Source organism: Caballeronia sp. BCC1704 (genome assembly GCF_902833455.1).
GTDB lineage: Bacteria > Pseudomonadota > Gammaproteobacteria > Burkholderiales > Burkholderiaceae > Caballeronia.
In genome coordinates, this window is record NZ_CADFFT010000002.1 from 200,320 (window position 1) to 226,459 (window position 26,140).

The window sequence follows — 26,140 nt, forward strand, 5'->3', positions numbered from 1 at the left end:
GAGATAGGCCCTACCAGTACACGATCACGAAACGCGGCTTGGAGGTTCCTCCGCGTACGCGGAGATAGGCCCCCGCAGAGCATGTTCGGCGACGGAACAGTAGCGGCTCCTCCGCATACACGGAGCTAGGCCGTTCTTGCCGCTTGCTTTATCGCGTTCCTGCTTGGCTCCTCCGCACACGCGGAGATAACCCCCATCCGGCCAACCGCGCGGCGGTAACGATCCAGGCCCCTCCGCACACTCGGAGCCCACCCCCCATGACGCCCTCATTCCACCCCCATGACGCATTCCTTCTATGTCGCGGCTTTATGTCGGCGTCTACTGAAAAGACCTGCAACGAACCCAAGCGGTCACACACCGCATCGAGAGGAACCAAAAAATGTCCACCGCCACACAGCCCCGCGCGAGCGCCGCGGCGCGGCTCGAACGCCTGCCGTTCTCGAGCTATCACCGCACCATCTTCATCATCATCGCGGTGGCCTTCTTCTTCGATTCCGTCGATCTCGGCACCATGACCTTCGTGCTCGGTTCGATCAAGACCGAGTTCGGCCTGTCGACGGCGACGGCGGGCCTCGTCGCCAGCGCGAGTTTCTTCGGCATGGTGCTGGGCGCGGCCGTCGCGGGGCTGCTTGCCGATCGCTTCGGCCGACGTCCCGTATTCCAGTGGAGCATGGTGCTCTGGGGCGTCGCGTCGTATCTCTGTTCGACGGCGCATTCCGTCGAATCGCTGATCTTCTATCGCGTGCTGCTCGGCATTGGCATGGGAATGGAATTCCCGATCGCGCAGACGCTGTTGTCCGAGTTCGTGCCGACCGCATCGCGCGGCAGAGTCATTGCCCTGATGGATGGCTTCTGGCCGCTCGGGTTCATCGCATCCGGCGTGGTGTCGTACTTCGTGTTGCCACACTTCGGCTGGCGTACCGAGTTCGCGTTGCTCGCCATTCCCGCTGTGTTCGTGCTGATCGTGCGGCGCGTGGTGCCCGAGTCGCCGCGCTGGCTCGAACATCGCGGACGCACGGCGGACGCTGACAGCGTGCTCGCGAATGTCGAAGCGAAGGTGATGAAGGCTACCGGCTTGCGCGAGTTGCCGGCGCCCTCGCTGCTCGCCGAGCCGCCGGTCGCGAAAGGCGTCGGCGCATTCCGTGAAATCTGGAGCGCGGCGTACAGGCGTCGGACGATCATGGTTTGGATGCTGTGGTTCTTCGCGCTGCTCGGCTTCTATGGGCTGACCTCATGGCTCGGCGCGCTGATGCAGCAAGCGGGCTTCGCGGTGACGAAGTCCGTGCTCTATACCGTGCTGATCTCGCTCGGCGGCGTGCCGGGTTTCTTGTGCGCGGCATGGCTCGTCGAGCGATGGGGACGCAAGCCGACGTGCATCGCATCGCTCGTCGGCAGCGGCGTGATGGCTTATCTGTATGGGCAGACCGCGCTGCACGCAGAGACGCCGACTTTGCTCATCTGCGCCGGACTCGCGATGCAGTTCTTCCTCTTCGCGATGTGGGCCGCGCTCTACACCTACACGCCCGAGTTGTACGGAACGGGCGCGCGTGCCACCGGGTCGGGCTTCGCGTCGGCGATCGGGCGCGTGGGGTCGTTGATCGGGCCTTATGTCGTGGGCGTCGTGTTGCCGGTGTTCGGGCAGGGCGGCGTGTTCTCGCTCGGCGCGATGTGCTTCGTGGTGGCGGCTTCCGCAGTGTGGGTGTTGGGCGTGGAGACGCGAGGCGTGGCGCTGGAGAAGCTCGTGTCGGAGGCCGAGCACGATGAAGGCGCGAAGGTCTGGGCTTCGGCCGAGAACTGAAGCGCTGTCGCTCCCAACCAAACCCACGTCGCATTCGACGCAAGTGATTTTCGCGGCCGAGCGTACTCTTCCCGCACGGCCGCGAGCATCGCAATGAACGAGCTCGCGCCCGCCGTCCACGAATCCAAGGAGACGAGTCACATGATCACGAATCGCGGCGTCGTATATCTCGGTCAGGGCAAGGTCGAAGTCCAGTCCATCGACTATCCGAAAATGGTCGATCCGCGTGGCCGCGACATCGGCCACGGCGTCATTCTCAAAGTCGTCAGCACCAATATCTGCGGTTCGGACCAGCACATGGTTCGCGGCCGCACCACCGCGCCCATCGGTCTCGTGCTCGGGCACGAGATCACAGGCGAAGTCATCGAGATCGGCCGCGACGTCGAAACGCTCGCCATCGGCGATCTCGTGTCCGTGCCGTTCAACGTCGCGTGCGGACGCTGTCCCACCTGCAAGGCGCAGCACACGGGCGTGTGCCTCAACGTGAATCCATCGCGGGCGGGCGGGGCGTACGGCTATGTCGACATGGGCGGCTGGATCGGCGGACAAGCCGAGTACGTGATGGTCCCGTACGCCGACTTCAACCTGCTCAAGTTCCCCGACAAGGCGCAGGCCATGTCGAAGATCCGCGACCTCACCTGTCTCTCCGACATTCTCCCGACCGGCTATCACGGCGCCGTCATGGCGGGCGTGAAGCCGGGCGCGACCGTGTATGTCGCGGGCGCGGGGCCGGTCGGCATGGCGGCGGCGGCATCGGCGCGTCTGTTGGGCGCGGCCTGCACGATCGTCGGCGACATGAACGAAGAGCGTCTCGCGCACGCGCGCAAGATGGGCTTCGAGACGGTGGATCTATCGAAAGACGCGACCCTCGCGCAACAGATCGAACAGATTCTCGGCAAGCCGGAAGTGGATAGCGCCGGCGATTGCGTCGGCTTCGAAGCGCACGGTCATGGCAGCGAGCACAACGCGGAAGCGCCGGCAACGGTCCTCAACTCGCTGATGGAAATCACGAAGGCAGCGGGCGCGATCGGCATTCCGGGCCTCTATGTCACCGACGATCCGGGCGCCGCCGATGCCGCCGCGAAGAAGGGCAGTCTCAGCATCCGCTTCGGCCTCGGCTGGGCGAAGTCGCATTCGTTCCACACGGGCCAAACGCCGGTGATGAAGTACAACCGCAACCTGATGCAAGCGATTCTGTGGGATCGTCTGCCGATTGCGGATATCGTGAACGTGTCGGTGGTATCGCTCGATCAGGCGCCGGACGGTTATCGTCAATTCGATGGCGGCGCGCCCCGCAAGTTCGTGCTTGATCCGCACGGCATGCTCAAAGCGGCTTAAACAAAAACAATGCGCCCCTAGAAGAAGGGGCGCATTTCCGTATACCGCCGAACGAACTTAAGCCACCATCACAGGCACTGCACTCAAAGGCGGCACCTGCTTCCTTCTCTCGCGCGTAGGCGCAGTGCCGAATGCATCGCGATAGCTCTTCGAAAAGTGGCACGCGGACTGAAATCCGCACGCCATCGTGATGTGCATGATCGACATATCCGTCTGCAACAGCAGCTCGCGCGCGCGTCGCAACCGCAGCGTCAGATAGTAATGCGTCGGCGTCATGCCGAGGTGCTCGCGAAAGAGCCGCTGCAATTGCCGTTGCGACATGCCGGCAAGCCGCGCGAGTTCTTCGCGCGACAACGGCTCTTCGATGTTGTTCTCCATCAGCGAGATCACTTCGAACAAGGATTTGTTCGCCGATCCGAGCCGCGCGACCAGCGGCATGCGCTGCTGGGCGCTCGTATCTCGCACGTGTTCGACGATGAACTGCTCGGCGATCTGCGTGACGCGCGCAGTGCCGACGCGCGAGGCGATCAGATTCAGCATCATGTCGAGCGGCGCGACGCCGCCGGTACACGTCACGCGATCGCGGTCGATCACGAAGAGTTCCTTCAGGAAGCGCGTGTCCGGAAACTCTTCTTTAAGCGCCGACATGTTCTCCCAGTGAATCGCGCAGGCATAGCCCGCCAACAGACCCGCACGCGCGAGCGCATACGTGCCGGTGCACAAGCTGCCGAGCACGCAGCCCGTGCGCGCGAAGCGGCGCAACGCGGAGAGATGCTCGAGCGCGGTCGAACGCTGCACGTCGATGCCGCCGACCACGAACACGATATCCGGCTGGCCCACGCATTCCACGGGTCCCGTATCGACGGAAAGCCCATTGCTCGCCGTGACCGGTCCGCCCGTGGGACTCACGATGGACCATCGATACAGCGGCTGTCCCGTCAGATAGTTCGCCATGCGCAGCACTTCGATCGCGTTGGTGAACGCCATCATCGTGAAGTTGGGCAGCGGCATAAAGGCGAAGTGCGACAGCGACGCTGTACGATCGGAGGACATGGGGGAGTTGATTCCTTGGAATCTGATGTTCGACGCCGTCACTCGCGGCGCTTGCTGCTTCTGTCATTGTTTGACACTTCTGCATTTTGATTTCTAGTGCAACTAGCATGCCATCAGGCTAAACCCTGAGCGCCTATAGCATGCGTGATTCGCCTTCTAAAGCCACGCACTAACGCGGCGCGAACACCCGTTCTAAAGCACTGATAAAGCGCACGATCGTTCCTCGGCAGTGCAGCGCGCGCGTGCCAAAGCGCCCTACACCCAAAGCCTTTCCGCCACTTGTCGAAAAAGGACGCGCATGTCGGAAAAGGCCAAGAACACGTCTGAATTCATAAATTGACCAGCAAGGCGAGGGTCAAGAATAGACGCAACGATGAAGACACGAGCGGCCTGAAACACGCGAAGCGCGCTTCATCCAACGACCGTTCTTTCTGACCCGGACTCAAGCCCATGTCGAACTCGAATCCCTTCTTCGAAGCGCCGCTCGCGGCCCGCGATGCCTCGGTGCGCAGCGCGATACTGAAAGAGCTGGAGCGCCAGCAATCGCAGGTGGAATTGATCGCGTCGGAAAACATCGTGTCGCGCGCCGTGCTGGAAGCGCAAGGCTCCGTTCTGACGAATAAGTATGCGGAAGGCTATCCGGGCAAGCGCTATTACGGCGGCTGCGAATTCGTCGATGAAGTGGAGGCGCTCGCGATCGATCGCATCAAGCAACTCTTCGGCGCGAAGTTCGCGAACGTGCAGCCGCATTCGGGCGCGCAGGCCAATGGCGCGGTGATGCTCGCGCTGGCGAAGCCGGGCGACACCGTGCTCGGCATGTCGCTCGATGCAGGCGGCCATCTCACGCATGGCGCGAAGCCGGCGCTCTCGGGCAAGTGGTTCAACGCGGTGCAGTACGGCGTGAGTCGCGACACCCTGCTCATCGACTACGAGCAGATCGAGGAGTTGGCGCAGCAGCACAAGCCCTCGCTCATCATCGCCGGCTTCTCGGCTTATCCGCGCAAGCTGGACTTCAAGCGGCTGCGCGCGATTGCGGACAACGCGGGCGCGAAGCTGATGGTCGATATGGCGCACATCGCGGGGATCATCGCGGCGGGGCGTCATGACAATCCGGTGGAGCACGCGCATGTCGTGACGTCCACCACGCACAAGACGCTGCGTGGTCCGCGCGGCGGCTTCGTGCTGACCAACGACGAAGACATCGCCAAGAAGATCAATTCCGCCGTGTTCCCGGGGCTGCAAGGCGGTCCGCTGATGCATGTGATCGCGGGCAAGGCGGTTGCCTTCGGCGAGGCGCTGCAGCCCGATTTCAAGACGTACATCGACAACGTGCTCGCCAACGCGCAGGCACTCGGCGAAGTGCTCAAGGCAGGCGGCGTCGATCTCGTGACGGGCGGCACCGACAACCATCTGCTGCTCGTCGATCTTCGTCCGAAGAACCTGAAGGGCAATCAGGTCGAGCAGGCGCTGGAACGCGCGGGCATCACGTGCAACAAGAACGGCATTCCGTTCGATACGGAAAAGCCCACCGTCACGTCGGGCGTTCGCCTCGGCACGCCCGCCGGCACGACGCGCGGCTTCGGCGTGAACGAGTTCCGCGACATCGGCCGCCTGATTCTCGAAGTCTTCGACTCGCTGCGCGCGCATCCCGAAGGCGATCCGCAAACCGAACAACGCGTGCGCCGCGAAATCTTCGCGCTGTGCGAACGCTTCCCCATCTACTGAGCACACACGGAGCAACAAGCGATGAGCACTCTGCACGATAACAGCATCATTATTGACGGCCTCAACATCTCGAAGTTCGAGCGCTCCGTGTTCGAGGACATGCGCAAGGGCGGCGTCACGGCGGTGAACTGCACCGTGTCCGTGTGGGAAGACTTTCAGAAGACCGTGGACAACATCGCGGAAATGAAGCAGCAGATCCGCGATTACAGCGAGATCCTCACGCTCGTACGCACGACCGACGACATCCTGCGCGCAAAGAAAGAGAACAAGACGGGCATCATCTTCGGCTTCCAGAACTCGTATGCGTTCGAGGACAACCTCGGCTATATCGAAGTGTTCAAGGAACTCGGCGTGAACGTGGTGCAGCTTTGCTACAACACGCAGAACCTCGTCGGCACCGGCTGCTATGAAGCCGACGGCGGTTTGTCCGGCTATGGCCGCGAAGTGATTCAGGAAATGAATCGCGTCGGCATCATGGTCGATCTCTCGCACGTGGGCGCGAAGACGTCATCGGATGCGATCGCCTGCTCGAAGAAGCCCGTCACGTACTCGCACTGCTGCCCGTCGGGCCTCAAGGAACATCCGCGCAACAAGACGGACGAGCAACTGAAGGAAATCGCCGATGCCAACGGCTTTGTCGGCGTGACGATGTTCGCGCCGTTTCTTAAGCGAGGCCCGGACGCGACTGTCGAGGACTATCTGGAAGCCATCGAATACGTGGTCGATCTCATCGGCGAAGACCGCGTGGGTATCGGCACGGACTTCACGCAAGGCTACAGCACCGAGTTCTTCGACTGGATCACGCACGACAAGGGCCGTTATCGCCAGCTCACGAACTTCGGCAAGGTCGTCAATCCGGAAGGAATCCGAACGATCGGCGAATTCCCCAACCTGACGGCGGCGATGGAGCGCGCGGGCTGGAGCGAATCGCGCATCAAGAAAGTGATGGGCGAGAACTGGCTGCGCGTATTCGGCGAAGTCTGGGACGTGTGAACGCAACGACACAAGAACAGGAACCTGAGATGCAACCGCAACTGCCTATCGACGTCGACGCGCAAACGGGCGTCTGGACCACCGACGCGCTGCCGATGCTTTACGTGCCGCGTCACTTCTTCACGAACAATCATGTGGCCGTGGAAGAAGCACTGGGACGCGAGACGTATGCCGAGATTCTGTACAAGGCCGGCTACAAGTCCGCGTATCACTGGTGCGACAAGGAAGCCGCGAAGCACGGCATCGCCGGCATGGACGTGTTCGAGCATTACCTGAAGCGCCTGTCGCAGCGCGGCTGGGGTCTCTTCGATATCGTCGAATCGGACCCGCAAAGCGCGATGGCGCGCATCCACTTGCGGCACTCGTCGTTCGTGCTCGCGCAGCCCGGCAAGCAAGGCAAGCTCTGCTACATGTTCGCGGGCTGGTTCGCCGGCGCGATGGACTGGGTAAACGACACCGTATCAGACAGCGCGAAGAAGGGCCCGCGCTCGCGGTCCATCGAAACGCAATGCGCGGCCGAAGGCCACGAGCATTGCGTGTTCGAAGTGTCGCCGTTGCAACTCCACGCGTAGCTTCAATCCGAGGTCGTCCGCCATGCGTTACCCGAACCTTTTCAAGCCGCTCACGCTGAACAAGCTGACTCTGCGTAACCGCATCGTCAGCACGGCGCATGCGGAGGTTTATGCCGAACCGGGCGGCCTGCCCGGCGATCGCTATATCCGCTATTACGAGGAGAAAGCGAAGGGTGGCGTGGGGCTCGCCGTGTGCGGCGGCTCGAGCCCGGTGTCGATCGACAGCCCGCAAGGCTGGTGGAAGTCGGTGAACCTGTCGACCGACAAGATCATCGATCCGCTCTCGCGTCTTGCCGAAGCCATGCACCGCCACGGCGCGAAGATCATGATCCAGGCCACGCACATGGGCCGCCGCTCCGCATGGCATGGCGAGAACTGGCCGCATCTGATGACGCCCTCGGGCGTGCGCGAGCCGGTGCATCGCGGTAACGCGAAGATCATCGAAGTGGAAGAGATTCGCCGCATCATCGAAGACTTCGCGGCCGCTGCGAAGCGCGTGAAAGATGCGGGCATGGACGGCATCGAAATCTCGGCGGCGCACCAGCATCTGATCGATCAGTTCTGGAGCCCGCGCACCAACTTTCGCACGGACGAATGGGGCGGCTCGCTCGAAAACCGCCTGCGTTTCGGCGTGGAAGTGCTGAAGGCCGTGCGCGAAGCCGTGGGCGCCGACTTCTGCGTGGGCCTGCGCATGTGCGGCGACGAGTTTCATGAAGACGGCCTGTCGCACGAGAACCTCAAGGAGATCGCGCAGGCCATGTCGGAGACGGGCCTTATCGATTACATCGGCGTGATCGGCTCGGGCGCGGATACGCATAACACGCTCGCCAACTGCATGCCGCCGATGGCGCTCCCGCCCGAGCCTTTCGTGCATCTCGCAGCGGGCATCAAGTCGGTGGTGAAGCTGCCGATCATGCATGCGCAGAGTATTCGCGATGCAGGGCAAGCGGAGCGTCTGCTCGCGAACGGCATGGTCGATCTGGTCGGCATGACGCGCGCGCAGATTGCGGACCCGCACATGGTCATCAAGATTCGCGATGGCCGCGAGGACGAGATCAAGCAATGTGTCGGCGCGAACTATTGCATCGACCGCCAGTACAACGGGCTCGACGTGCTGTGCGTGCAGAACGCGGCGACATCGCGCGAAGCGACCATGCCGCATGTCATCGAGAAGTCGCGTGGACCGAAGCGCAAGGTCGTGGTCGTCGGCGCGGGGCCTGCGGGACTGGAGGCGGCGCGCGTGGCGAAATCGCGCGGGCATGACGTCGTGCTGTTTGAAAAGAACGATTACGTCGGCGGTCAGATCATGCTTGCCGCAAAGGCGCCGCAACGCGAGCAGATGGCGGGCATCGTTCGCTGGTTCGACATGGAAACGAAGCGGCTCGGCGTGGATCGCCGTTTGGGCGTCGCGGCCGACGACAAGGCGATCATGGCGGAAAAGCCCGATATCGTCGTGCTCGCGACGGGCGGTTCGTCGTTCACGGATCAGGTGCCTGCGTGGGGCGTCGAGCAAGGGCTCGCCGTGAGCGCGTGGGACATTCTCTCGGGCAAGGTCGAGCCGGGCAAGAACGTGCTCGTCTACGACGGTGTGAGCACGCATGCGGGCGCGGGCGTGGCGGACTTCATCGCATCGCGCGGTGGAAACGTCGAGATCGTGACGCCCGATGTGAAAGTCGCCGATGACGTGGGCGGCACCACGTTCCCCATCTTCTATCGGCGTCTCTATGCGCAGGGCGTGATTCATACGCCGAATTACTGGCTCGACAAGGTGTACGAGGAAGACGGCAAGAAGATCGCCGTGCTGCGCAACGAGTACACGGAAGAGCAGGAAGAGCGCGCGGTCGATCAGGTGGTGATCGAAAACGGCAGCACGCCCAACGACGCGCTGTACTGGAAGCTCAAGCCCGAATCGCTCAATCGCGGCCAGGTGGACGTGCACACGCTCTTCGCGGCGCAAGCGCAGCCGTGCTTGTCCGAAGAGCTCGGCAACGGGCGCTTCCTGCTGTTCAGAGTCGGCGACTGCATCTCGATGCACAACATCCACGGCGCGATCTACGACGCGCTGCGGCTTTGCAAAGACTTTTGACGAGGGCATTGCACGATGAACCCCGTGTTTGTCATCACCGCCTTGCTGTGGCTCTCGGTGGCGGGTCTCGCCTTCGCCGTCATGAAGCGCGCGGCCTACTGGCGCGAAGGCCGCGCCACGGCGGCCGGCGCGTACGGATGGGCGAATCTGCTTAGTATCCCGAAGCGATATTTCGTCGACCTGCACCATGTCGTTGCGCGCGATCCGTACATCGCGAAGACGCACGTTGCGACAGCGGGCGGCGCGATTCTCGCGATGGCGCTCGTCTTCGTCAACTACGGTCTTGCGATCTATTCGCCGTGGATCGACAAGCTGATCTTCATCGCGGCGCTCGTCATGCTGGGCGGCACGTTCTTCGTGTGGAAGCGCAGGCACGGCGCCAAGCAAGTGCCGGCGCGTCTGTCGCGCGGACCGTGGGACGCGTTGCCGCTCTTGCTCGGCGCGTTCGCGTTCGGCCTCGCGTTGTTCACGCTGCTGCCTGCAACGTGGATGTCAGGCGCGCTTGCGATCATCGTCGCCTTGTCGATCGCAGCGGGCGCTTACACGATGACCTTCGGCGCGGCGCGCGGCGGACCGATGAAGCACGCGATGGCGGGTCTTCTGCATCTCGCGTTTCATCCGCGTCAGGAGCGTTTCAAGGCGCAGCATGAACACGATGTGGTGCCGCCCACGGCGCTCAAGAAGCCCGTGCTCGATGCCAAGGATTACGGCGTCGGCAAGCCGGTCGAGTTTCGCTGGAACCAGCTCCTGAGTTTCGATGCATGCGTGCAGTGCGGCAAGTGCGAAGCGGCGTGCCCCGCGTTCGCATCGGGCCAGCCGTTGAACCCGAAGAAGCTCATACAGGATCTCGTGACCGGCATGGTCGGCGGCACGGACGCGGCCTATGCCGGCAGCCCCACGCCGGGCATTCCCGTCGGCAAGCATGCGGGCGCGCCGGGCAAGCCGCTGATCTCCAGCATGGTCGAAGCAGACACGATCTGGTCCTGCACCACGTGCCGCGCGTGCGTGCAGGAGTGCCCGATGCTGATCGAACACGTCGATGCCATCGTCGATATGCGCCGCAACCAGACGCTCGTCGAAGGCGACGTGCCGGGCAAAGGTCCGATCACGCTCGCTAATCTGCGCGAGACCGGCAGCGCGAATGGCTACGACATCGGCGCGCGTTACGACTGGTCGGTGGATCTGCAAGTGCAGGTCGCGCAGCCGGGGCGGCCGGTGGACGTGTTGCTGATAGCAGGCGAAGGCGCGTTCGACATGCGCTATCAGCGCACGCTGCGCGCGTTCGTGAAGGTGCTGAACAAGGCGGGCGTCGATTATGCGGTGCTCGGTGGCGTCGAAACCGATACGGGCGATACCGCTCGCCGCCTGGGCGACGAAGCCACGTTCCAGCAATGCGCATCGAAGCTGATGGAGACGTTGTCGCGCTATACGTTCCGGCGCATCGTCACAGCGGACCCGCATGTGCTGCACAGCCTGCGCAACGAGTATCGCGCGCTCGGCGGCTTCTACGAAGTGCAGCATCACACCGCGTTCATGGCCGAACTCGTGGCAAGCGGCAAGCTCACGCCGAAGGCGGCAGCCGTGTTCGCGGACAAGAAGATCACGTATCACGATCCCTGCTATCTCGGCCGCTATAACGGCGAGACCGAAGCGCCGCGCAAGATGTTGAAGACCATCGGCATCAAGGTCGTCGAGATGGAGCGTCACGGCATGCGCGCGCGCTGTTGCGGTGGCGGTGGCGGCGCGCCGCTCACCGATATCCCCGGCAAGCAGCGCATTCCCGACATTCGCATCGCGGACGCGAAGGCGGTCGGTGCCGATGTGGTCGCAGTGGGCTGTCCGCAATGCACCGCGATGCTCGAAGGCGTGGTCGGTGCTCGTCCCGAAGTGCTCGACGTGGCGGAGCTGGTCGCCGCAGCACTGGAGTAACGCATGAACACGATCAAACGAATCGATCCGCGCCGGCCGTTCATCGTCACCACAGCGGGACTGCGGCGGATCACGCTGGGCGAAGTCGGTACCGGCGCACTGCAGGATTTCGCCTCGGCGCATGCCGCGCATCGCGATACGGCAAAGCCGCGTCGCACGACGAAGCCCGCGCGGCGCAGCGTGCTGGTGGCGGCGCATACGGATCGCGGCGCGTTCGATGACCACGCGCGCCAGGCGCTTGCCGCTGCCGCGCTGCTCGCGGACGACGAGACGGAGATCGTGCTGATCGCGTTTGGCGCGTTCGACGACGACGCGGCATCGCTCGGCGCGGATCGTATCATCGAACTCGATGCGTTCGATAGCCGGCGCTTCGCGCCCGACGAAGAACTGCGCGCGCTCGCCGCATGCGCCGCCGCTTTCGCGCCCGCGCATCTCTTCATGCCCGACAACGCAACAGGCGATGGCGATCTCGGCCGCCGTTACGCGGCGCTCGCGGGTGCGAGCATCGCGACGCATGTCGTCGAACTGGATGCCACGCACGCCGCGAGTTATGCGCAAGCGGGCCGTGCGTGGGCATCGCGCGCATTGCCCGAGGTCGTGATGCTCGCGCCGAATGCCGTCGATGCGAAGCTGCCTTTCGTCGGCGCGGGCGAACGCGTGGCGAGCGAGGGCATCGTGCCCGCAGCGACGGCGAGCGCGTATGTCGATCTCGGCATCGAGGAACTGGACGCCGCGCAGATCGCGCTGGAAGAGGCGGATTTCATCGTGTCGGCGGGCAATGGCGTCTCTGACGTTGCCGCGTTCGAAGCACTTGCCAGCACGCTCGGCGCCGCGATAGGCGCGAGCCGCGTCGCAGTGGATGACGGCAAGTTCACGCGCGACAAGCAGATCGGCGCAACGGGCAAGACCGTGCAGGCGAGCGTGTATATCGCGTTCGGCATCTCGGGCGCGGTGCAGCATCTGCAAGGCATCAAGGATTGCCGTCACGTCATCGCGGTGAATACCGATGCGAGCGCGCCCATCGCGAAGCGCGCGAATCTCACGGTCGTCGCGGATACGCACGAGACGATCAAGGCGCTTACCGATGCGGCTGCGGCCGCGCGCGCATCGCGTGGCAACGGAGCGTCCATCGTGCTCGACGCGCCGCTCGCGGAAGGAGTGTTCGCATGAAAGTCGCCGTACTCGTTTCCGTGGGTCGCCACCCTGTGAGCGGTGTCGCGCGCTATAGCCGCAACGACGCCGCCGCGCTGACCATCGCGCTCGATATCGCGAAGCATCAAGGCGCGCAACTCGACGTGCTGCACGCGGGCGATCCCTCGAATCCCGCGCTTGCGGAGTATCTCGCACTCGGCGCGCCGCGCGTCGAAGTGCTCAACACCGAAGGCGATGCGAGCGCCGCGCTCGCACAGCGCATCGCGGGCTATGACCTCGTGCTGACGGGCACGCGCGCAGAAGGCGCATTCGACAGCGGCACATTGCCGTACAAGCTGGCGAATGCGTTGAACATCGCGCTCGTCGGGTCGGCGGTGGATCTGAGCGTGACCAAGGAAGGCGTCGAGGTGCGCCAGTTCATGCCCAAGGGCCTACGCCGGCGCGTGCGCGTGCAACTGCCTGCGCTCATCGCCGTGCATCCGCTCGCCAATGCCGCGCCGCGTTATGCGTATGCGCGCATGCGCGAGGGACAGGTCGTGCCGGTGGCATCGAATGCGCCGGTAGACACCGAGCGCAAGGCGTGGACGCTCGGCCCTATCGCAGCGAAACCCAAGCGCCTCGCTGCGCCGGAGAAGCGCAGCGGTCACGCGCGCATGCTCTCTGCGACCACGACGGAGAGCCGTGGCGGCAGCGTCGTAATTGAAGGGAGTTCCGTCGAAAAAGCACAAGTGATTCTCGCGTATTTGCGGGAGCATCAACTGGTCGATTACTGATTTCGACGCGCAGCACACGATAAACGGGCCAAAGCGGGGCCAAAGCGATGCAGGAGCACACGATGAAAGTATCGGCAGACGTTCGCGCAATGATCGAACGCCGCAAGAAGGGCTACACGCTCGAAGCACCGTTCTATACGAGCGAGGAGATTCACGCGCTCGATATGGACGCCATCTTCAAGCGGCACTGGATTCAGGTCGCTGTAGAGCCGGACGTGCCCGAGCCCGGTGACTACACGACAGTCGAGATCGGCGCCGATTCGATCCTGATCGTGCGCGACGACGATATGCAGATTCGCGCGTTCCATAACGTGTGCCGCCATCGCGGCGCGCGGCTGTGCAACGAGGAGAAAGGCTCGCTCGGCAATATCGTGTGCCCGTATCACAGCTGGACGTATAGCCTCAACGGCGATCTCATGTTCGCGGAGCACATGGGCGATCAGTTCGACCGCTGCAAGCACAGCCTGAAGAAGGTGCATGTCGAGAATCTCGCAGGCTTGATCTTCATCTGTCTCGCCGATGAACCGCCCGCCGATTTCGCTGTGATGCGCGCGGCCATGGAGCCGTATCTGCTTCCGCATGGCCTGAAGGATTGCAAGATCGCGGCGAGCATCGATATCGTGGAGAAGGGCAACTGGAAGCTCACGATGGAGAACAATCGCGAGTGCTATCACTGCGTCGCGAATCATCCCGAGCTGACCATTTCGCTCTATGAATACGGCTTCGGCTATCAACGCTCGCCCGCGAACGAAGAAGGCATGGCGGCGTTCGAGCGCACGGTCGTCGAACGCACGAAGCAGTGGGAAGCGATGAATCTGCCGTCCGCGGAGATCGATCGTCTCTCCGATCTCGTCACGGGCTTTCGCACGCAGCGCCTGCCGCTCGATCGCGACGGCGAATCGCAGACGCTCGATGCGAAGGTCGCATCGAAGAAACTGTTGGGCGGCTTCGCGCGCGCGGACCTGGGCGGCTTGTCGTTCTGGACGCAGCCGAACTCGTGGCATCACTTCATGAGCGATCACATCGTGACGTTCTGCGTGATTCCGCTGTCCGCGGGCGAAACGCTCGTGCGCACGAAGTGGCTCGTGCACAAGGATGCGCAGGAAGGCATCGACTACGACGTCGATAACCTCACGGCCGTGTGGCGCGCGACGAACGATCAGGACCGCACGCTCGTCGAGTACTCGCAACTCGGCGCGGTGAGCAGCGCCTACGAGCCGGGCCCGTATTCGCCCTATACCGAAGGGCTCGTCGAGAAGTTCTCCGAGTGGTACATCGGGCGGCTCGGCGACTATGCGAACGCGCCCGACGAGAAGCTCGCGTCGCATGGCGAAAAAGTCGTTTCCTTCATGCGCTAGGCGCGTTAAAGAGGCACATCATGATGCGCGATCAGGCGACGTTCGAGCCGACTCCCAGCCGCGTGACTCAACCGAGGTTCTGGGGCGCGCTGCCCGCGCGCTGGAACAGCGACACCGACGATACGCTCGTCTGCTGTCACGTCCGGCAGGAAACGCACGACGTGAAGAGCTTTTTCTTCCGTGCACCCGATGAACGCTCATTCGTGTTCGAGCCGGGGCAGTTCATCACGCTGGAACTCGATATCGACGGCGAGCCCGTGAACCGCTGCTATACGATCTCGTCCGCGCCCACGCGCCCGCACACCATTTCGATCACGGTGAAGCGCGTGCCGGGCGGCAAGGTGTCGAACTGGCTGCATGACAACGTCGTCGCGGGATCGCGCGTGCGCGTGCTCGGGCCGTCGGGCGAGTTCACCTGCGCGCGGCATCCGGCGCGCAAGTTCCTGTTTCTCTCGGCGGGATCGGGCATTACGCCGCTCATGTCGATGAGCCGCGCGCATCACGAACTGGGCGACGACGCCGATATCGTCTTCGTGCATAGCGCGCGCACGCCGGACGACATCATCTTCGCGCGCGAGCTGGATCTCATCGCGTCGAATCATGCGAACTTCCGCACGGCGTTCGTGTGCGAGCGCGTGGGCGCCCGCACGAATTGGCCTGGAATCACGGGCTTTTTGAGCTTGCCGCTGTTGAAGCTGATTGCGCCGGATTTCCTCGAACGCGAAATCTTCACGTGCGGTCCTGCGCCGTACATGAAAGCGGTGCGCGATCTGCTCGACGAAGGCGGCTTCGATCGCACGCACTATCACGAGGAGAGCTTCTCGTTCGAGACCATCGCGGATGTCGCCTCGCAACTGGCGAGCGCGCATGTCGGCGATGCGATCGCTGCGCACGCCGAGACCATCGAAGCACGCGATGATTCGAGCGGCTTCGCGCCCGCGCCCGTCGACACCACGTTCAAGGTGAGCTTTGCCAAGAGCCGGCGCGAAATCGAATGCGGAAGCACGCAGCATGTGCTCGACGCCGCGAAGAAAGCAGGCGTGCGCCTGCCGTCGTCGTGCACGCAGGGCATGTGCGGCACGTGCAAGGTGAAGCTCGTTTCCGGCGAAGTATCGATGAAACATGCGGGCGGCATCCGTCAGCGCGAGATCGATCAGGGCATGGTGCTGCTGTGTTGCAGCACGCCGCTCACTGATCTCGTCGTCGATAAATAACGCGTCGCTTCTGGACAACTGCGTGTCGTAAAAGTGCGTTACGTGGAAATTCTGGCTGGCGATTCTGCATACACGGCGTGGGGCCGCAAAGGGGAAAGCAATGAAAGCGATGAGAAGACTGTTCGTGCTGGGCGCGATGAGCGCGGCCCTTGCCGCGAGCATGGGTGCGGGCGCCGATGAGAAACCGACCATCAAGATCGGCTACGTCGAAGGATGGGACGATAGCGTGGCGACGTCGAACGTGGCGGCGCGCATCATCGAAAAGCGGCTCGGCTATCAGGTGCAACTGGTGCCGGTCGCGGCCGGCGTGATGTGGCAAGGCGTGGCGCGCGGCGACCTCGACGCGACGCTGTCCGCCTGGCTGCCGGTCACGCACGGCGCGTACTGGAACAACTTCAAGTCGAAGGTCGTGAATCTCGGACCGAACTTCAATGACGCGAAGATCGGCCTGATCGTGCCGGAAAACGCGGACGTATCGAGCCTGTCCGACCTCGAAGCGAAGAAGGCGGAGTTCGATTCGCGCATCGTCGGCATCGACGCGGGCGCGGGCGTCATGCAAAAGACGAGCGAAGCGATCAAGGCATACAACCTCGACTACCGGCTCATGCCGAGTTCCGGCAGCGCGATGACGGCCGAGCTTGCGCGCTCGGAAGCCGCCAACAAGCCGATCATCGTGACCGGCTGGAAGCCGCACTGGATGTTCGCGAAGTACAAGCTCAAGTTCCTCGAAGATCCGAAGAAGGTCTTCGGCGAGGCCGAGCATGTCGATAACGTCGTCAATCCCGAGCTGGAAAAGAAGGCGCCGCCTGTCGTCGCGTTCCTGAAGAAGTTCCAGTGGAAGCCGGGCGAAATCGACAGCGTGATGCTCGCGACGCAAAACGGCGAGAAGCCGGCCGCCGCCGCGGACGCATGGATCAGCGCGCATGGCGATCGCGTGGATAGCTGGGTGAAGTAAGCGTTAGGCATGGCCCAACAAAAGCGCCGCTCTTGAGCGGCGCTTTTGCATTTCAGGCGCGTTTTGCCCAGGCCGCTAGCGCAGCACGACGGTCCGCTCGCCGTTGATGAACACGCGCCGCTCGACGAACGCCTTCACGGCGCGCGCGAGCGTGATGCATTCGACATCGCGCCCGGTCGCGAGCAGACGCTCCGGGCTATACGCATGATCGACGCGCTCCACTTCCTGCTCGATGATCGGGCCTTCGTCGAGATCGTCGGTGACGAAATGCGCGGTCGCGCCGATGAGTTTCACGCCGCGCGCATGCGCTTGATGGTACGGCTTCGCGCCCTTGAAGCCGGGCAGAAACGAGTGATGGATGTTGATCGCGCGGCCCGCGAGCTTGCGGCTGGTGTCGGCCGAGAGAATCTGCATGTAGCGCGCGAGAATCAGCAACTCGGCGCCCGATGTGTCGAAGAGATCGAGCACGCGTGCTTCCTGCTGCGGCTTGGTGTCGGCCGTGATCGGCAGATGATGAAACGGCAGGCCGTGCTGCGCAGCGAGCGGCGCGAGATCCGTGTGATTCGATGCGATGCCCACGATATCCATCTTGAGCTCGCCCATGCGCCAGCGGAACAGCAGGTCCGCGAGGCAGTGTTCGAGCTTCGACACCATGATGAGCACTTTCGGCCGCACGGCGAGATCGTGCATGGCCCACGTCATCGAAAAGCGCGTGGCGATGGGCGCGAATTCGCGTTGCAGCATGGCGAGGTCCAGCGTGTCGTCGCGGCGCGCGGCATGAAAGACGCAGCGCACGAAGAAGCGTTCGCTCAGGTCGTCGTCGAAGACGCTGAGTTCGTCGATATAGCCGTGATGGTGCTCCAGAAAGCCGACGATCGCGGCTACCTGACCCGCCGCGCTTGGGCACGCGACGGTGAGCACCAGTTGATTGAGGCGAGGTTGCGCTGACATGCGTGCTCCACGTTCGAGAGAAGGCGTCGCCCGGAATGGGGCGAGCGTCTCGCTAGTAGAGCAAAAGGGACGGCGCGCGCGATAGAAGCGTTACGCCGTCGCGCTGGTATGAAAGCGTCAGCCCGCTTGCAGGCTCACGCGTTCTTGCGCGGACATGAGCATGGCGCGCATTGGCGGTTGAATGGCGACGAAGTGAACCATCAAGCTCGACGCCTGTTGGAAATACCACGGCGTATTGAGGCTCACGCAGTCGTGACCGGTATGGAGCGTCCAGCCGAGGCGCTCGCGCAGCAGATTCGCAATGATCGTCTGATCGCCGCCGTTCGCGTACGTGCTCGATTTATCGGGCGCGGCGCTCACGTGGCGATAGATTTCCTCGACGAAAGCCGCATTCTGCGCCGTGCGCCTGAAGCCCAGCACGCCCGCGTTGATGACCCACGGACCGATGTCGTGCGCGGCGAGAACGTCGCGATCAGCGAGCAGCGGTTCGAGCGGCTTCTTCTGGTTGACGAAGAGAATGTCGGCATCGATCCAGATCATCCATTCGTGATGCGGCAGGTGCTTGCGCAGGAACCACGGCTTGAGCCAGGTGCCGGTGCTGCCGGGATCGGCGTCGGCGGGCGTGTCGCGATACACGTAGAGCGTGTAGCCGTGGCGCTCGCAATAGCGCCGCATGTTCTGCTCCGCGACTGCGCCGTAGTTGCGCACGTTCCCCGTGTAATAGGTGACGAGGGCGATCGGCCGGCCGGGATTGAAGACGCTGAAGGGCTCGGCGGGCACGTGCGCCACATGTCGCGAGAAGTCGAAAAGCCGCGCGCCTTTCTGCTGACAATCGTTGATATGCTCGGCGAGCGCGTTGCGAAACGACGGATGGATGAACCCGTACATCTCCTGTTCGGACATGACGATAGTCCACAGATTCGCGCGGTTCGCCCAGACCGGTTCGAAGCGCGGATTGCAGAACATGGCGCACATGATGCCGCCGCGCTCGCCGTGCGGCTCGATGTAGTCGAGCGGGGAGAGAAGCCGGACCTCGTCGTCGGTCGTGCCGCAGATCTTGCATTGCTCGATGCAATGAACGATGAAATCGCGGATGGGCTGCGTATTGCGCCAGACTTGCAGCGCCGTCTGTTCCTTGCCGGTGTTGCCGCCGAGCGCGGGCAGCAGATGCTGACGGCCATCGGCCATGGGTTCGACCGGATGCATGTTCAACACGAGGCAGTCTTCGCTCAGGCAGATGAGCAGCGCATGTTCTGGCATCTGCCGGAGGTGATGCAGCACCGTTTCGTACTTCAGCAGAAGACGTTGTGCTCTGGATTCGATGCCGACGAGCGATATGGTTTCGTGCTCGTAGCCCAGTTGCGCGCAATAGTGCTTGTGATTGACGAGAACTGCGGGTGCGTCGACTCGGAGAAAACTCAGGCAGCGGGTAGTCATAGGTCGTACTGAAAACAACGGGGACGTTGCGTGATTGCGATTTTTTACAGTTTTCGCAGTATGCGCAGCCCGCGCGCCGAGTGGTATCGGGCATGTCTGAAATCGAAGAAATTCGATGGACGCGCCGCGTAGGCAAAGAGGGGGAGTCCCGGCCGATATTCCATGCCGCGTGGAGAGCCACGCGCCGCCGTCGACGGCTCACATATTCGACAACACCTGCGCGAGCGCCATCGCGACGGTTGCCAGATGCGGCTCCACGACGAGATCGTGATGCCGTCCTTCCACCTGCATGATGCGCAGGCCCTGCTTCGCGACGCGCTGCCACACCGGCAGCGGATCACCGCGATCATCCTGCATGATCGACGCGCGCACGTAGACGATCGGGCCGCCGAGATAACGGCGCGGCTTGTAGGTCGTCATCGCGACGCGCATGGATTCGCGCACGAGCATCAGCGGCGGCGGCAGGCTGCGCGTTTCAGGGCCGGGCCGCTGCGCCGTCTTGCCGAGCCGCATGCGGACGTGGTCGGTCAGCGCGAGCGCCTTGCCGCGCACGTAGCGCACGCGCGAGCGCGCATCGAGCGAGCGGAACTCCCGCATGCGATACGCGAGCATGGCGGCCTGATAGCGCGCCCACGCCGAAAGCGGCAGACAACGTTCGTGCACGTAGGTATCGAGCAGACAGAGCATTTCGATCTGCTCGCCCGCCTTTACGAGTTGCTGCGCGATCTCCAGCGCGACCAGTCCGCCGAACGAATAGCCGACGAGCGCATACGGCCCGCTCGGCTGTACGCCGCGCATGCGCAGCACGTAAGCGCGCGCCATGTCCTCGACGCTGCGCTGCGGCGTTTCATCGCCGTCCAGTCCTTGCGCCTGCAGCCCGTAAATGGGCCGCTCGCTTTGGAGCGTAGCCGCGAGCGTCAGGCACTCCATGACCGATCCCGTGATGCTATGGACCATGAAGAGCGGGCGGCCGCGGCCCGCGCGCATCTGCACGAGCGTCGAGTTGGCGGCGCTTGTGCCCTGGTCGGAAACGATTGCGCCGGCGAGCCGCGCAATCGTTGGCGCGACGATCAACGTTGCAATCGGCAGGGTGCGACCGGTCGTCCGCCGAATGTCGGCGAGCATGCGGGCCGCCAGCAGCGAGTGTCCGCCGAGCTCGAAGAAGTTGTCTTCCCGGCCGATCGGCGCGAAGTTGAAGTACCGCTCCCACAGCGCGCACAGATAGGCTTCGACACTCTGCGCCGATTGCCCCGGCGCGGGCAGTTCGCCCGTCTGCCGCGCGAGCAGCGGGTGCGCGCGGATGCCATCGAGACAGCCGGGATTCGCGAGCGACGACACGTTGCGCGCCGGCAAGCCGTTGACGGCATCGCGGGCGGCGGCCTCCGACGGCTTGCCGTTGTGCGTGACCGGCAGGCCGTCGACCTGCACGATCACGTCGGGCACGAGCGCGGCGGAGCCTTGTCGCATGATCTCGCGTCGCATGCGCACGGCGAGCGTCGCATTCAGATGCGCGCCGGGCCGCAGCACGAGCAGCAGCACGATCCGCTGGCCGCTCTCGCCCGCGCGATCGCCGGTTTGCGCCACGGCCATCGCCTGACAAACCTCGGGAATGTCGCTGAGGATGCGATAGATCTCCCCGGGACTCACGTTGATGCCGCGAACATTGAGCACGCCGTCGCTTCGGCCATGTAGACGCGCGGAGCCTTCGGGCGAGAATTCGATGACATCGCCGTGCGTCCAGACACCTTCGTTCTGCGAGAAATACGCGCTGTGAAAGCGCAAGCCGTCGTCGTCGCCGAAGAAACCGAGCGGCCGCGACGGAAACGGATTCGTGCAGACGAGCTCGCCGGGCAGCGCCGTCGGCGCGCCATGATCGAACGCCTGCACGTCGAGGCCGAGGCTCTTGCACTGAGCCTCGCCCGCGAACACGGGCAGATTCGGATTGCCTAGCACGAAGCAGCCGAGGATATCGGTGCCGCCCGAGATCGACTGAAGCTGCAACGGCTTCACATGCCGATGCACCCAGTGGAACTGCGAATCGAAAAGCACGGCGCCGGTCGACATCATCGCGCGCAGCGCAGACAGGTCGAACTGCTCGCCCGGTTCGAGGCCCGCGTCCTCGCTCATTTTCAGATAAGCGGGACTGGTGCCGAACACCGTGACGCGCTCGTTCGCCACGATGCGCCAGAGCGTGTCCACCGCCGCGACGGGGCCGTCGTAGGTCACGATCTGCACGCCCGACGCGAGCGCCGACAACTGCCAGTTCCACATCATCCACGAGCAGCTCGTGAAGAAGAACAGCTTGTCGCCGGGGCCGAGGTCGCTATGCAAGCGGTGCTCCTTCACATGCTCGATGAGCGTCCCGCCCGCGCCGTGCACGATGCATTTCGGCTTGCCCGTCGTGCCCGACGAAAACATGATGAAGAGCGGATGCGCGAACGCGAACCGCTGCCACGCGAATTGCGCGGCGTCGCCTTGCAGGATCAGGTCGTGCAATACGTGCTGACGCGTGCCGATGCCGGTCGGCAGCGGCATGTCGTCGAGACACACGATGTCCGTGAGCGACGGCAGTTCGGCCGCGACCGCCGCGACGTGCGCGCTGAGCGAACCGGCCGTATCGAACGAACGCGGCATGGTATGCGCGAACAACATGCGCGGCGCGAGCGGCGCGAAGCGGTCGACGATGGACTGCACGCCGTTTTCCGGCGCGGCGGTGGAAAGCGTCGCGCCGAGCGCGGTGACGGCGAGCGCGGCGGTGATCGCGTCCGCGTCGTTGCGCATGATCGCGACGACGCGATCGCCCGGTGCAAGCCCCAGTTCGCGCAACGCGTGCGCAAGCCGCATGACGCGTTCGCGCAGTTCGCCGCGCGTATAGGCGACGCGGCCGCCATCGGCATAACAGGAAGCGAGCGCGGGGGCGTCGTCGGCCGCGATGCCCGCGTTCAGCAGATTCTCGGCATAGTTCAACTGCACATGCGGGAAGAAATGCGCGGTCTCGCAGCGATCGCCGATGCAAACCGGGTCAGCGTTGCCCGACCATTCCAGCCCTTGCGCAGATTGCAGAAAGTATTGCCAGAAGCGGCGGAATTCGCGGGCGCTGTAGGCGTGCAATGACGGGTAATCGGAGAAATGCTGGCCCGTCAGTGCTTCGAAGCCCTTGGTAAAGCGCGTCATGCCGGAGCGCGCGATGCGCTCCGCGTCTGGCTGAAACAGGGACGGGCGCGAGCCCATACGCGCACGCTCGCGCATAGCGTTATGACGTTGCATGGTGCGACGGACCTGTAATCTGCGCTGCGTGATTGAATGCTTATGTGTTCAGCGTCGGGCTCCGAAAATCTCTCAGTTTCCGGTACAGCGCCTCGCCGCCGGTCAGGTGTGTGAAGCCAGAGTACCGCGAGCGAAAACGCCGCAATGTGCGACCACGCACAAACGGGCATCCGTGTTTTTCCGTCTATCGAGCGGTCCGTGGCGGTGCATCTGTCGTGGCGATGTTGCTTCGTGCAGGATGAGTAACATTTCGGATTTCAAAATGCTTGTAACGGTGCGCGCTGATCACTGCCATGTGGCAGCGTGGTGAATTCGCGCACCGGGTTGAGCGCTGCGTATCGTCGCGCGGGGCAAGAAGCGCATGCGCTGCCCTGAAAGCCGCTGCTCGCGGCGGCGGCATTGTCGCCATCCGGCGGCCGCGAACTACTTGGGCACGAAGACGGGCGACATCGGCATGGCGTTAGCGCGGCGAGCAATATCGCGAGCGCGGAGCGCCATGCGCGTGGCAAGTAGAGCATGCAAGCGCGTTGCGGGCGCGGCCGCTGAAAGCCGCCTCTCGCGACGCGTGCATCGTCGCCATCCGGCGGCCGCGAAGTACTCGGGCACGCAGGCCGGCGATATAGGCATGGCGTTCCCGGCGGGCCATACCGCGAGCGGAGCGCCATGCGCGTGGCAAGTAGAGCATGCAGGCGCATTGCGGGCGCGTTGCGGGCGCGGCCGCTGAAAGCCGCCTGTCGCGACGCGTGCATCGTCGCCATCCGGCGGCCGGGAACGACTCGGGCACGCAGACCTGCGACATCGGCTTGGCGTTTGCGGCGGGCAATACCGCGAGCGCAGAGCGCCATGCGCGTTGCAAGTAAAGCATGCAAGCGCGTTGCGGGCGCGGCCGCTGAAAGCCGCCTCTCGCGACGCGTGCATCGTCGCCATTCGGCGGCCGCGAACTACTCGCGGCACGCAGACTGGCGATATAGGCATGGCGTTCCCGGCGGGCAATACCGCGAGCGCGGAGCGCCATGCGCGTTGCAAGTAGAGCACGCAGGCGCGTTGCGGGTGCGGCCGCTGAAAGCCGCCTCTCGCGACGCGTGCATCGTTGCCATCCGGCGGCCGGGAACGACTCGGGCACGCAGACCCGCGACATCGGCTTGGCGTTCGCGGCGGGCAATACCGCGAGCGGAGAGCGCCATGCGCGTTGCAAGGATCGCATGCAAGTGCGGCCCGCGAACAACGCGCTATGCGGGCCGCGTGACTGGCTTGCCTTCGCGCGCGGCATCGGCCGCCTCGGGCCCCGCGTGTCCGGCCCGCGCGCGCCACGTCCTGAGCAGCAACGCGTTGGTCACGACGCTCACGCTCGAAAACGCCATCGCCGCGCCGGCGTACATCGGATCGAGCATGCCGAGGGCCGCGAGCGGAATGCCGATCAGGTTATAGACGAACGCCCAGAACAGGTTCTGCCGGATCTTGCGATAGGTGCGCCGCGAGATGTCGATGGCATCGGCGACGAGCGCGGGATCGCCGCGCATGAGCGTGATGCCCGCCGCTTCGATCGCGACGTCCGTGCCGCTCGCCATCGCAATGCCGATGTCGGCGGCGGCGAGCGCGGGCGCGTCGTTGATGCCGTCGCCCGCCATCGCTACGACGCCTTTCGTCGACGCCTTCAGTTGCGCGACGACCTGCGCCTTGTCGGCCGGCAGCGTCTGCGCGAACACCCGCTCTTGCGCGATGCCGAGCGCCCGCGCGACGGCATGCGCGCTGCCCGCGTTGTCGCCGGTCACAAGCGCGCTCGTCACGCCCATCTGCGAGAGCCGTTCGATGGCGGCGCGCGCGGCGGGCTTCACGGTGTCGCCGAACGCGAGCAGCGCGAGCACCGCGCGGCGCTCCGGCTCGAACAGCCACGAGACGGTGTTGCCCTGCGCTTCGAGTTGGCGGGCACGCTCGGCGAGCGCGTCGGGCACCGCCGCGTTCGATTCTTGCAGCCAGCGCCCGCTGCCGATCGCGATGCGTCGCGGCGCGGCAGCGTTCTCGGCCATGGCGACGTCTGCTTCCACGCCGCGCCCCGCGACTGCGCGCGCGGCGCTCGCTTCGAAGCGCCGCGTCGCGTTGGCATCGCCTGCGGCAGCGGACACTGCCTTCGCCAGCGGATGCTCGCTCATGCGCTGCACGGCCGCCGCGAGCGCGAGCGCTTCGTCGCGATCCTGCCCCGGCGCGGCGTCGAACGCGACGAGCGCCGGCCGCCCAACCGTGAGCGTGCCGGTCTTGTCGAACGCGACGATTTCGATGGCATGCGCGCGCTCCAGCGCCTCGGCGTCTTTGATGAGGATGCCCTGACGCGCCGCGACGCCCGTGCCCGCCATGATCGCGGTCGGCGTCGCGAGGCCGAGCGCGCACGGGCACGCGATCACCAGCACCGCAACCGCATTGAGCAACGCCGTCTCGCCGCTCGCGCCGTGCAGCAGCCAGCCGGCGAGCGTCACGAGCGCGATGCCGAGAATCGCCGGCACGAACACGGCCGACACGCGGTCGACGAGCCGCTGGATCGGCGCCTTCTCCGCCTGCGCGGACTCGACGAGCCGGATGATGCGCGCGAGCGTCGTCTCCGCGCCGACGGCGGTCGTTTCGATGGCGATCACGCCTTCACCGTTGATCGACCCGCCTGTCGCGCGCGCGCCCGGTTCCTTGGCAACCGGCAGGCTTTCGCCGGTAATCAGCGATTCGTCGATATGCGTGCGGCCCTCGCGCACGATGCCGTCCACCGGCACGCGCTCGCCCGGCCGCACGATGGCGATATCGCCGATCCGCACGTCCGCAAGCGCGATTTCGCGTTCCCGCGCGGGATCGCTGGCATCGCGAATGCGCGCCTTGTCCGGGCGAAGCGCGTTGAGCGCGCGGATCGCGTCGGTCGTCTGGCGCTTCGCGCGGGCCTCGAGCCACTTGCCGAAGCGCACCAGCGTGATGACCACCGCCGACGCCTCGAAGTACAGATGCGCGTGGCCATGCGCGAACATCTGATAGACGGACACGCCCCATGCCGCCGACGTCCCGAGCGCGACGAGCAGATCCATGTTGCCCGAGAGCGCCCGCACGGCGCGATAGCCGCCGACGTAGAAACGCCATCCGAAGCCGAACTGCACGACGCTCGCGAGCGCCAGTTGCAGCCACGGCGAGAGATCGAGGCCGAGCATCGGCGAAAGCATCGGCGAAAGAAGCGGCACGGAGAGCACCGCGCTGCCGATGACCGCCGCGAGTTCCCGGTCGCGCGTGTGCGATGCGTCGGCGGCGGGCGGCGCGTCGGGCACGATGCGCGTGGCTTCATAGCCGGCTTTCGTGATGGCGGCGAGGAGTTGGTCGTCGGTGACGGCGTCGCTCGCGTGAACGGTGGCGCGCTCGGTCGCGAGATTGACGGCGACGGCATCCACGCCCGGCACGCGCTTGAGCATCTTTTCGACGCGCGCGACGCACGACGCGCACGTCATGCCGCCGACGGCGAATTCGGCGGTCCGTTCCGATTGAGTTGAAGCCGATGACATTGGTGAAACGCTCCG

Annotated in this window: 17 protein-coding genes; 12 read left to right on the forward strand and 5 right to left on the reverse strand. The window is 64.4% G+C overall.

Annotation, left to right across the window (positions count from 1 at the left end; genetic code table 11):
* Nucleotides 1–379 precede the first annotated feature (379 nt).
* Both HWX53_RS10770 and fdhA read left to right on the forward strand, forming a co-directional pair.
* A complete protein-coding gene (locus HWX53_RS10770) occupies nt 380–1,798 on the forward strand; it encodes an MFS transporter (protein WP_175940844.1) in 1,419 nt (472 codons plus the stop codon).
* Nucleotides 1,799–1,939: 141 nt separating this feature from the next.
* Nucleotides 1,940–3,136, forward strand: a complete 1,197-nt coding sequence (gene fdhA, locus HWX53_RS10775; RefSeq protein WP_175940845.1) for a formaldehyde dehydrogenase, glutathione-independent — start codon at nt 1,940–1,942, stop codon at nt 3,134–3,136.
* A 57-nt stretch (nt 3,137–3,193) separates the two neighbouring features.
* Here the strand turns inward: fdhA and HWX53_RS10780 are convergent, their stop codons facing one another.
* Nucleotides 3,194–4,189 carry a GlxA family transcriptional regulator gene (locus tag HWX53_RS10780; protein WP_175940846.1) on the reverse strand — a complete coding sequence of 332 codons (996 nt, stop codon included), beginning with the start codon at nt 4,187–4,189 and terminating at the stop codon, nt 3,194–3,196.
* Between the two features lie 450 nt (nt 4,190–4,639).
* On the opposite strand from HWX53_RS10780, the gene HWX53_RS10785 reads away from it, so the two are divergent.
* The 10 genes from HWX53_RS10785 to HWX53_RS10830 all read left to right on the forward strand — a co-directional run bounded on the left by HWX53_RS10785 (nt 4,640) and on the right by HWX53_RS10830 (nt 16,946).
* Nucleotides 4,640–5,914, forward strand: coding sequence for a serine hydroxymethyltransferase (locus HWX53_RS10785; protein ID WP_175940847.1), 1,275 nt, complete (start codon nt 4,640–4,642; stop codon nt 5,912–5,914).
* A gap of 21 nt (nt 5,915–5,935) precedes the next feature.
* Nucleotides 5,936–6,907: a dipeptidase gene (locus tag HWX53_RS10790; RefSeq protein WP_175940848.1), complete on the forward strand. Its 972-nt coding sequence runs from the start codon at nt 5,936–5,938 to the stop codon at nt 6,905–6,907.
* A 29-nt stretch (nt 6,908–6,936) separates the two neighbouring features.
* On the forward strand, nt 6,937–7,479 hold the full coding sequence (locus HWX53_RS10795; protein ID WP_175940849.1) for a DUF5943 domain-containing protein: 543 nt from the start codon (nt 6,937–6,939) through the stop codon (nt 7,477–7,479).
* A gap of 22 nt (nt 7,480–7,501) precedes the next feature.
* On the forward strand, nt 7,502–9,565 hold the full coding sequence (locus HWX53_RS10800; RefSeq protein WP_175940850.1) for an NADH:flavin oxidoreductase: 2,064 nt from the start codon (nt 7,502–7,504) through the stop codon (nt 9,563–9,565).
* A gap of 15 nt (nt 9,566–9,580) precedes the next feature.
* Complete coding sequence (locus HWX53_RS10805) at nt 9,581–11,494, forward strand: (Fe-S)-binding protein (RefSeq protein ID WP_175940851.1); 1,914 nt, start codon at nt 9,581–9,583, stop codon at nt 11,492–11,494.
* Nucleotides 11,495–11,497: 3 nt separating this feature from the next.
* Nucleotides 11,498–12,664, forward strand: a complete 1,167-nt coding sequence (locus HWX53_RS10810; RefSeq protein ID WP_175940852.1) for an electron transfer flavoprotein subunit alpha/FixB family protein — start codon at nt 11,498–11,500, stop codon at nt 12,662–12,664.
* Nucleotides 12,661–13,419, forward strand: coding sequence for an electron transfer flavoprotein subunit beta/FixA family protein (locus HWX53_RS10815; RefSeq protein WP_175940853.1), 759 nt, complete (start codon nt 12,661–12,663; stop codon nt 13,417–13,419). The genes HWX53_RS10810 and HWX53_RS10815 overlap by 4 nt, the downstream gene beginning before the upstream one ends.
* A 62-nt stretch (nt 13,420–13,481) precedes the next feature.
* Nucleotides 13,482–14,777, forward strand: coding sequence for an aromatic ring-hydroxylating dioxygenase subunit alpha (locus HWX53_RS10820; protein ID WP_175940854.1), 1,296 nt, complete (start codon nt 13,482–13,484; stop codon nt 14,775–14,777).
* A 23-nt stretch (nt 14,778–14,800) separates the two neighbouring features.
* Entirely contained in the window at nt 14,801–15,991 is a 1,191-nt protein-coding gene (locus tag HWX53_RS10825) for a hybrid-cluster NAD(P)-dependent oxidoreductase (RefSeq protein WP_175942329.1), read from the forward strand.
* A gap of 100 nt (nt 15,992–16,091) precedes the next feature.
* Complete coding sequence (locus HWX53_RS10830; RefSeq protein ID WP_175940855.1) at nt 16,092–16,946, forward strand: glycine betaine ABC transporter substrate-binding protein; 855 nt, start codon at nt 16,092–16,094, stop codon at nt 16,944–16,946.
* Between the two features lie 75 nt (nt 16,947–17,021).
* Here HWX53_RS10830 and purU read toward each other — a convergent pair whose 3' ends face one another.
* From purU to HWX53_RS10850, 4 genes are all read right to left on the reverse strand, one after another.
* A complete protein-coding gene (gene purU / locus HWX53_RS10835; protein ID WP_175940856.1) occupies nt 17,022–17,897 on the reverse strand; it encodes a formyltetrahydrofolate deformylase in 876 nt (291 codons plus the stop codon).
* Between the two features lie 117 nt (nt 17,898–18,014).
* Nucleotides 18,015–19,334: a hypothetical protein gene (locus tag HWX53_RS10840; RefSeq protein ID WP_175940857.1), complete on the reverse strand. Its 1,320-nt coding sequence runs from the start codon at nt 19,332–19,334 to the stop codon at nt 18,015–18,017.
* A gap of 198 nt (nt 19,335–19,532) precedes the next feature.
* A complete protein-coding gene (locus HWX53_RS10845) occupies nt 19,533–22,601 on the reverse strand; it encodes an acetoacetate--CoA ligase (RefSeq protein ID WP_175940858.1) in 3,069 nt (1,022 codons plus the stop codon).
* 1,229 nt (nt 22,602–23,830) lie between these two features.
* On the reverse strand, nt 23,831–26,125 hold the full coding sequence (locus tag HWX53_RS10850; RefSeq protein ID WP_244140071.1) for a heavy metal translocating P-type ATPase: 2,295 nt from the start codon (nt 26,123–26,125) through the stop codon (nt 23,831–23,833).
* Between the last annotated feature and the right edge of the window lie 15 nt (nt 26,126–26,140).

Bases quoted from the DNA above. Each gene is read 5' to 3' on its own strand.
- HWX53_RS10770 (WP_175940844.1), top strand. From the start codon at position 380: ATGTCCACCGCCACACAGCCCCGCGCGAGCGCCGCGGCGCGGCTCGAA.
- fdhA (WP_175940845.1), top strand. From the start codon at position 1,940: ATGATCACGAATCGCGGCGTCGTATATCTCGGTCAGGGCAAGGTCGAA.
- HWX53_RS10780 (WP_175940846.1), bottom strand. From the start codon at position 4,189: ATGTCCTCCGATCGTACAGCGTCGCTGTCGCACTTCGCCTTTATGCCG.
- HWX53_RS10785 (WP_175940847.1), top strand. From the start codon at position 4,640: ATGTCGAACTCGAATCCCTTCTTCGAAGCGCCGCTCGCGGCCCGCGAT.
- HWX53_RS10790 (WP_175940848.1), top strand. From the start codon at position 5,936: ATGAGCACTCTGCACGATAACAGCATCATTATTGACGGCCTCAACATC.
- HWX53_RS10795 (WP_175940849.1), top strand. From the start codon at position 6,937: ATGCAACCGCAACTGCCTATCGACGTCGACGCGCAAACGGGCGTCTGG.
- HWX53_RS10800 (WP_175940850.1), top strand. From the start codon at position 7,502: ATGCGTTACCCGAACCTTTTCAAGCCGCTCACGCTGAACAAGCTGACT.
- HWX53_RS10805 (WP_175940851.1), top strand. From the start codon at position 9,581: ATGAACCCCGTGTTTGTCATCACCGCCTTGCTGTGGCTCTCGGTGGCG.
- HWX53_RS10810 (WP_175940852.1), top strand. From the start codon at position 11,498: ATGAACACGATCAAACGAATCGATCCGCGCCGGCCGTTCATCGTCACC.
- HWX53_RS10815 (WP_175940853.1), top strand. From the start codon at position 12,661: ATGAAAGTCGCCGTACTCGTTTCCGTGGGTCGCCACCCTGTGAGCGGT.
- HWX53_RS10820 (WP_175940854.1), top strand. From the start codon at position 13,482: ATGAAAGTATCGGCAGACGTTCGCGCAATGATCGAACGCCGCAAGAAG.
- HWX53_RS10825 (WP_175942329.1), top strand. From the start codon at position 14,801: ATGCGCGATCAGGCGACGTTCGAGCCGACTCCCAGCCGCGTGACTCAA.
- HWX53_RS10830 (WP_175940855.1), top strand. From the start codon at position 16,092: ATGAAAGCGATGAGAAGACTGTTCGTGCTGGGCGCGATGAGCGCGGCC.
- purU (WP_175940856.1), bottom strand. From the start codon at position 17,897: ATGTCAGCGCAACCTCGCCTCAATCAACTGGTGCTCACCGTCGCGTGC.
- HWX53_RS10840 (WP_175940857.1), bottom strand. From the start codon at position 19,334: ATGACTACCCGCTGCCTGAGTTTTCTCCGAGTCGACGCACCCGCAGTT.
- HWX53_RS10845 (WP_175940858.1), bottom strand. From the start codon at position 22,601: ATGCAACGTCATAACGCTATGCGCGAGCGTGCGCGTATGGGCTCGCGC.
- HWX53_RS10850 (WP_244140071.1), bottom strand. From the start codon at position 26,125: ATGTCATCGGCTTCAACTCAATCGGAACGGACCGCCGAATTCGCCGTC.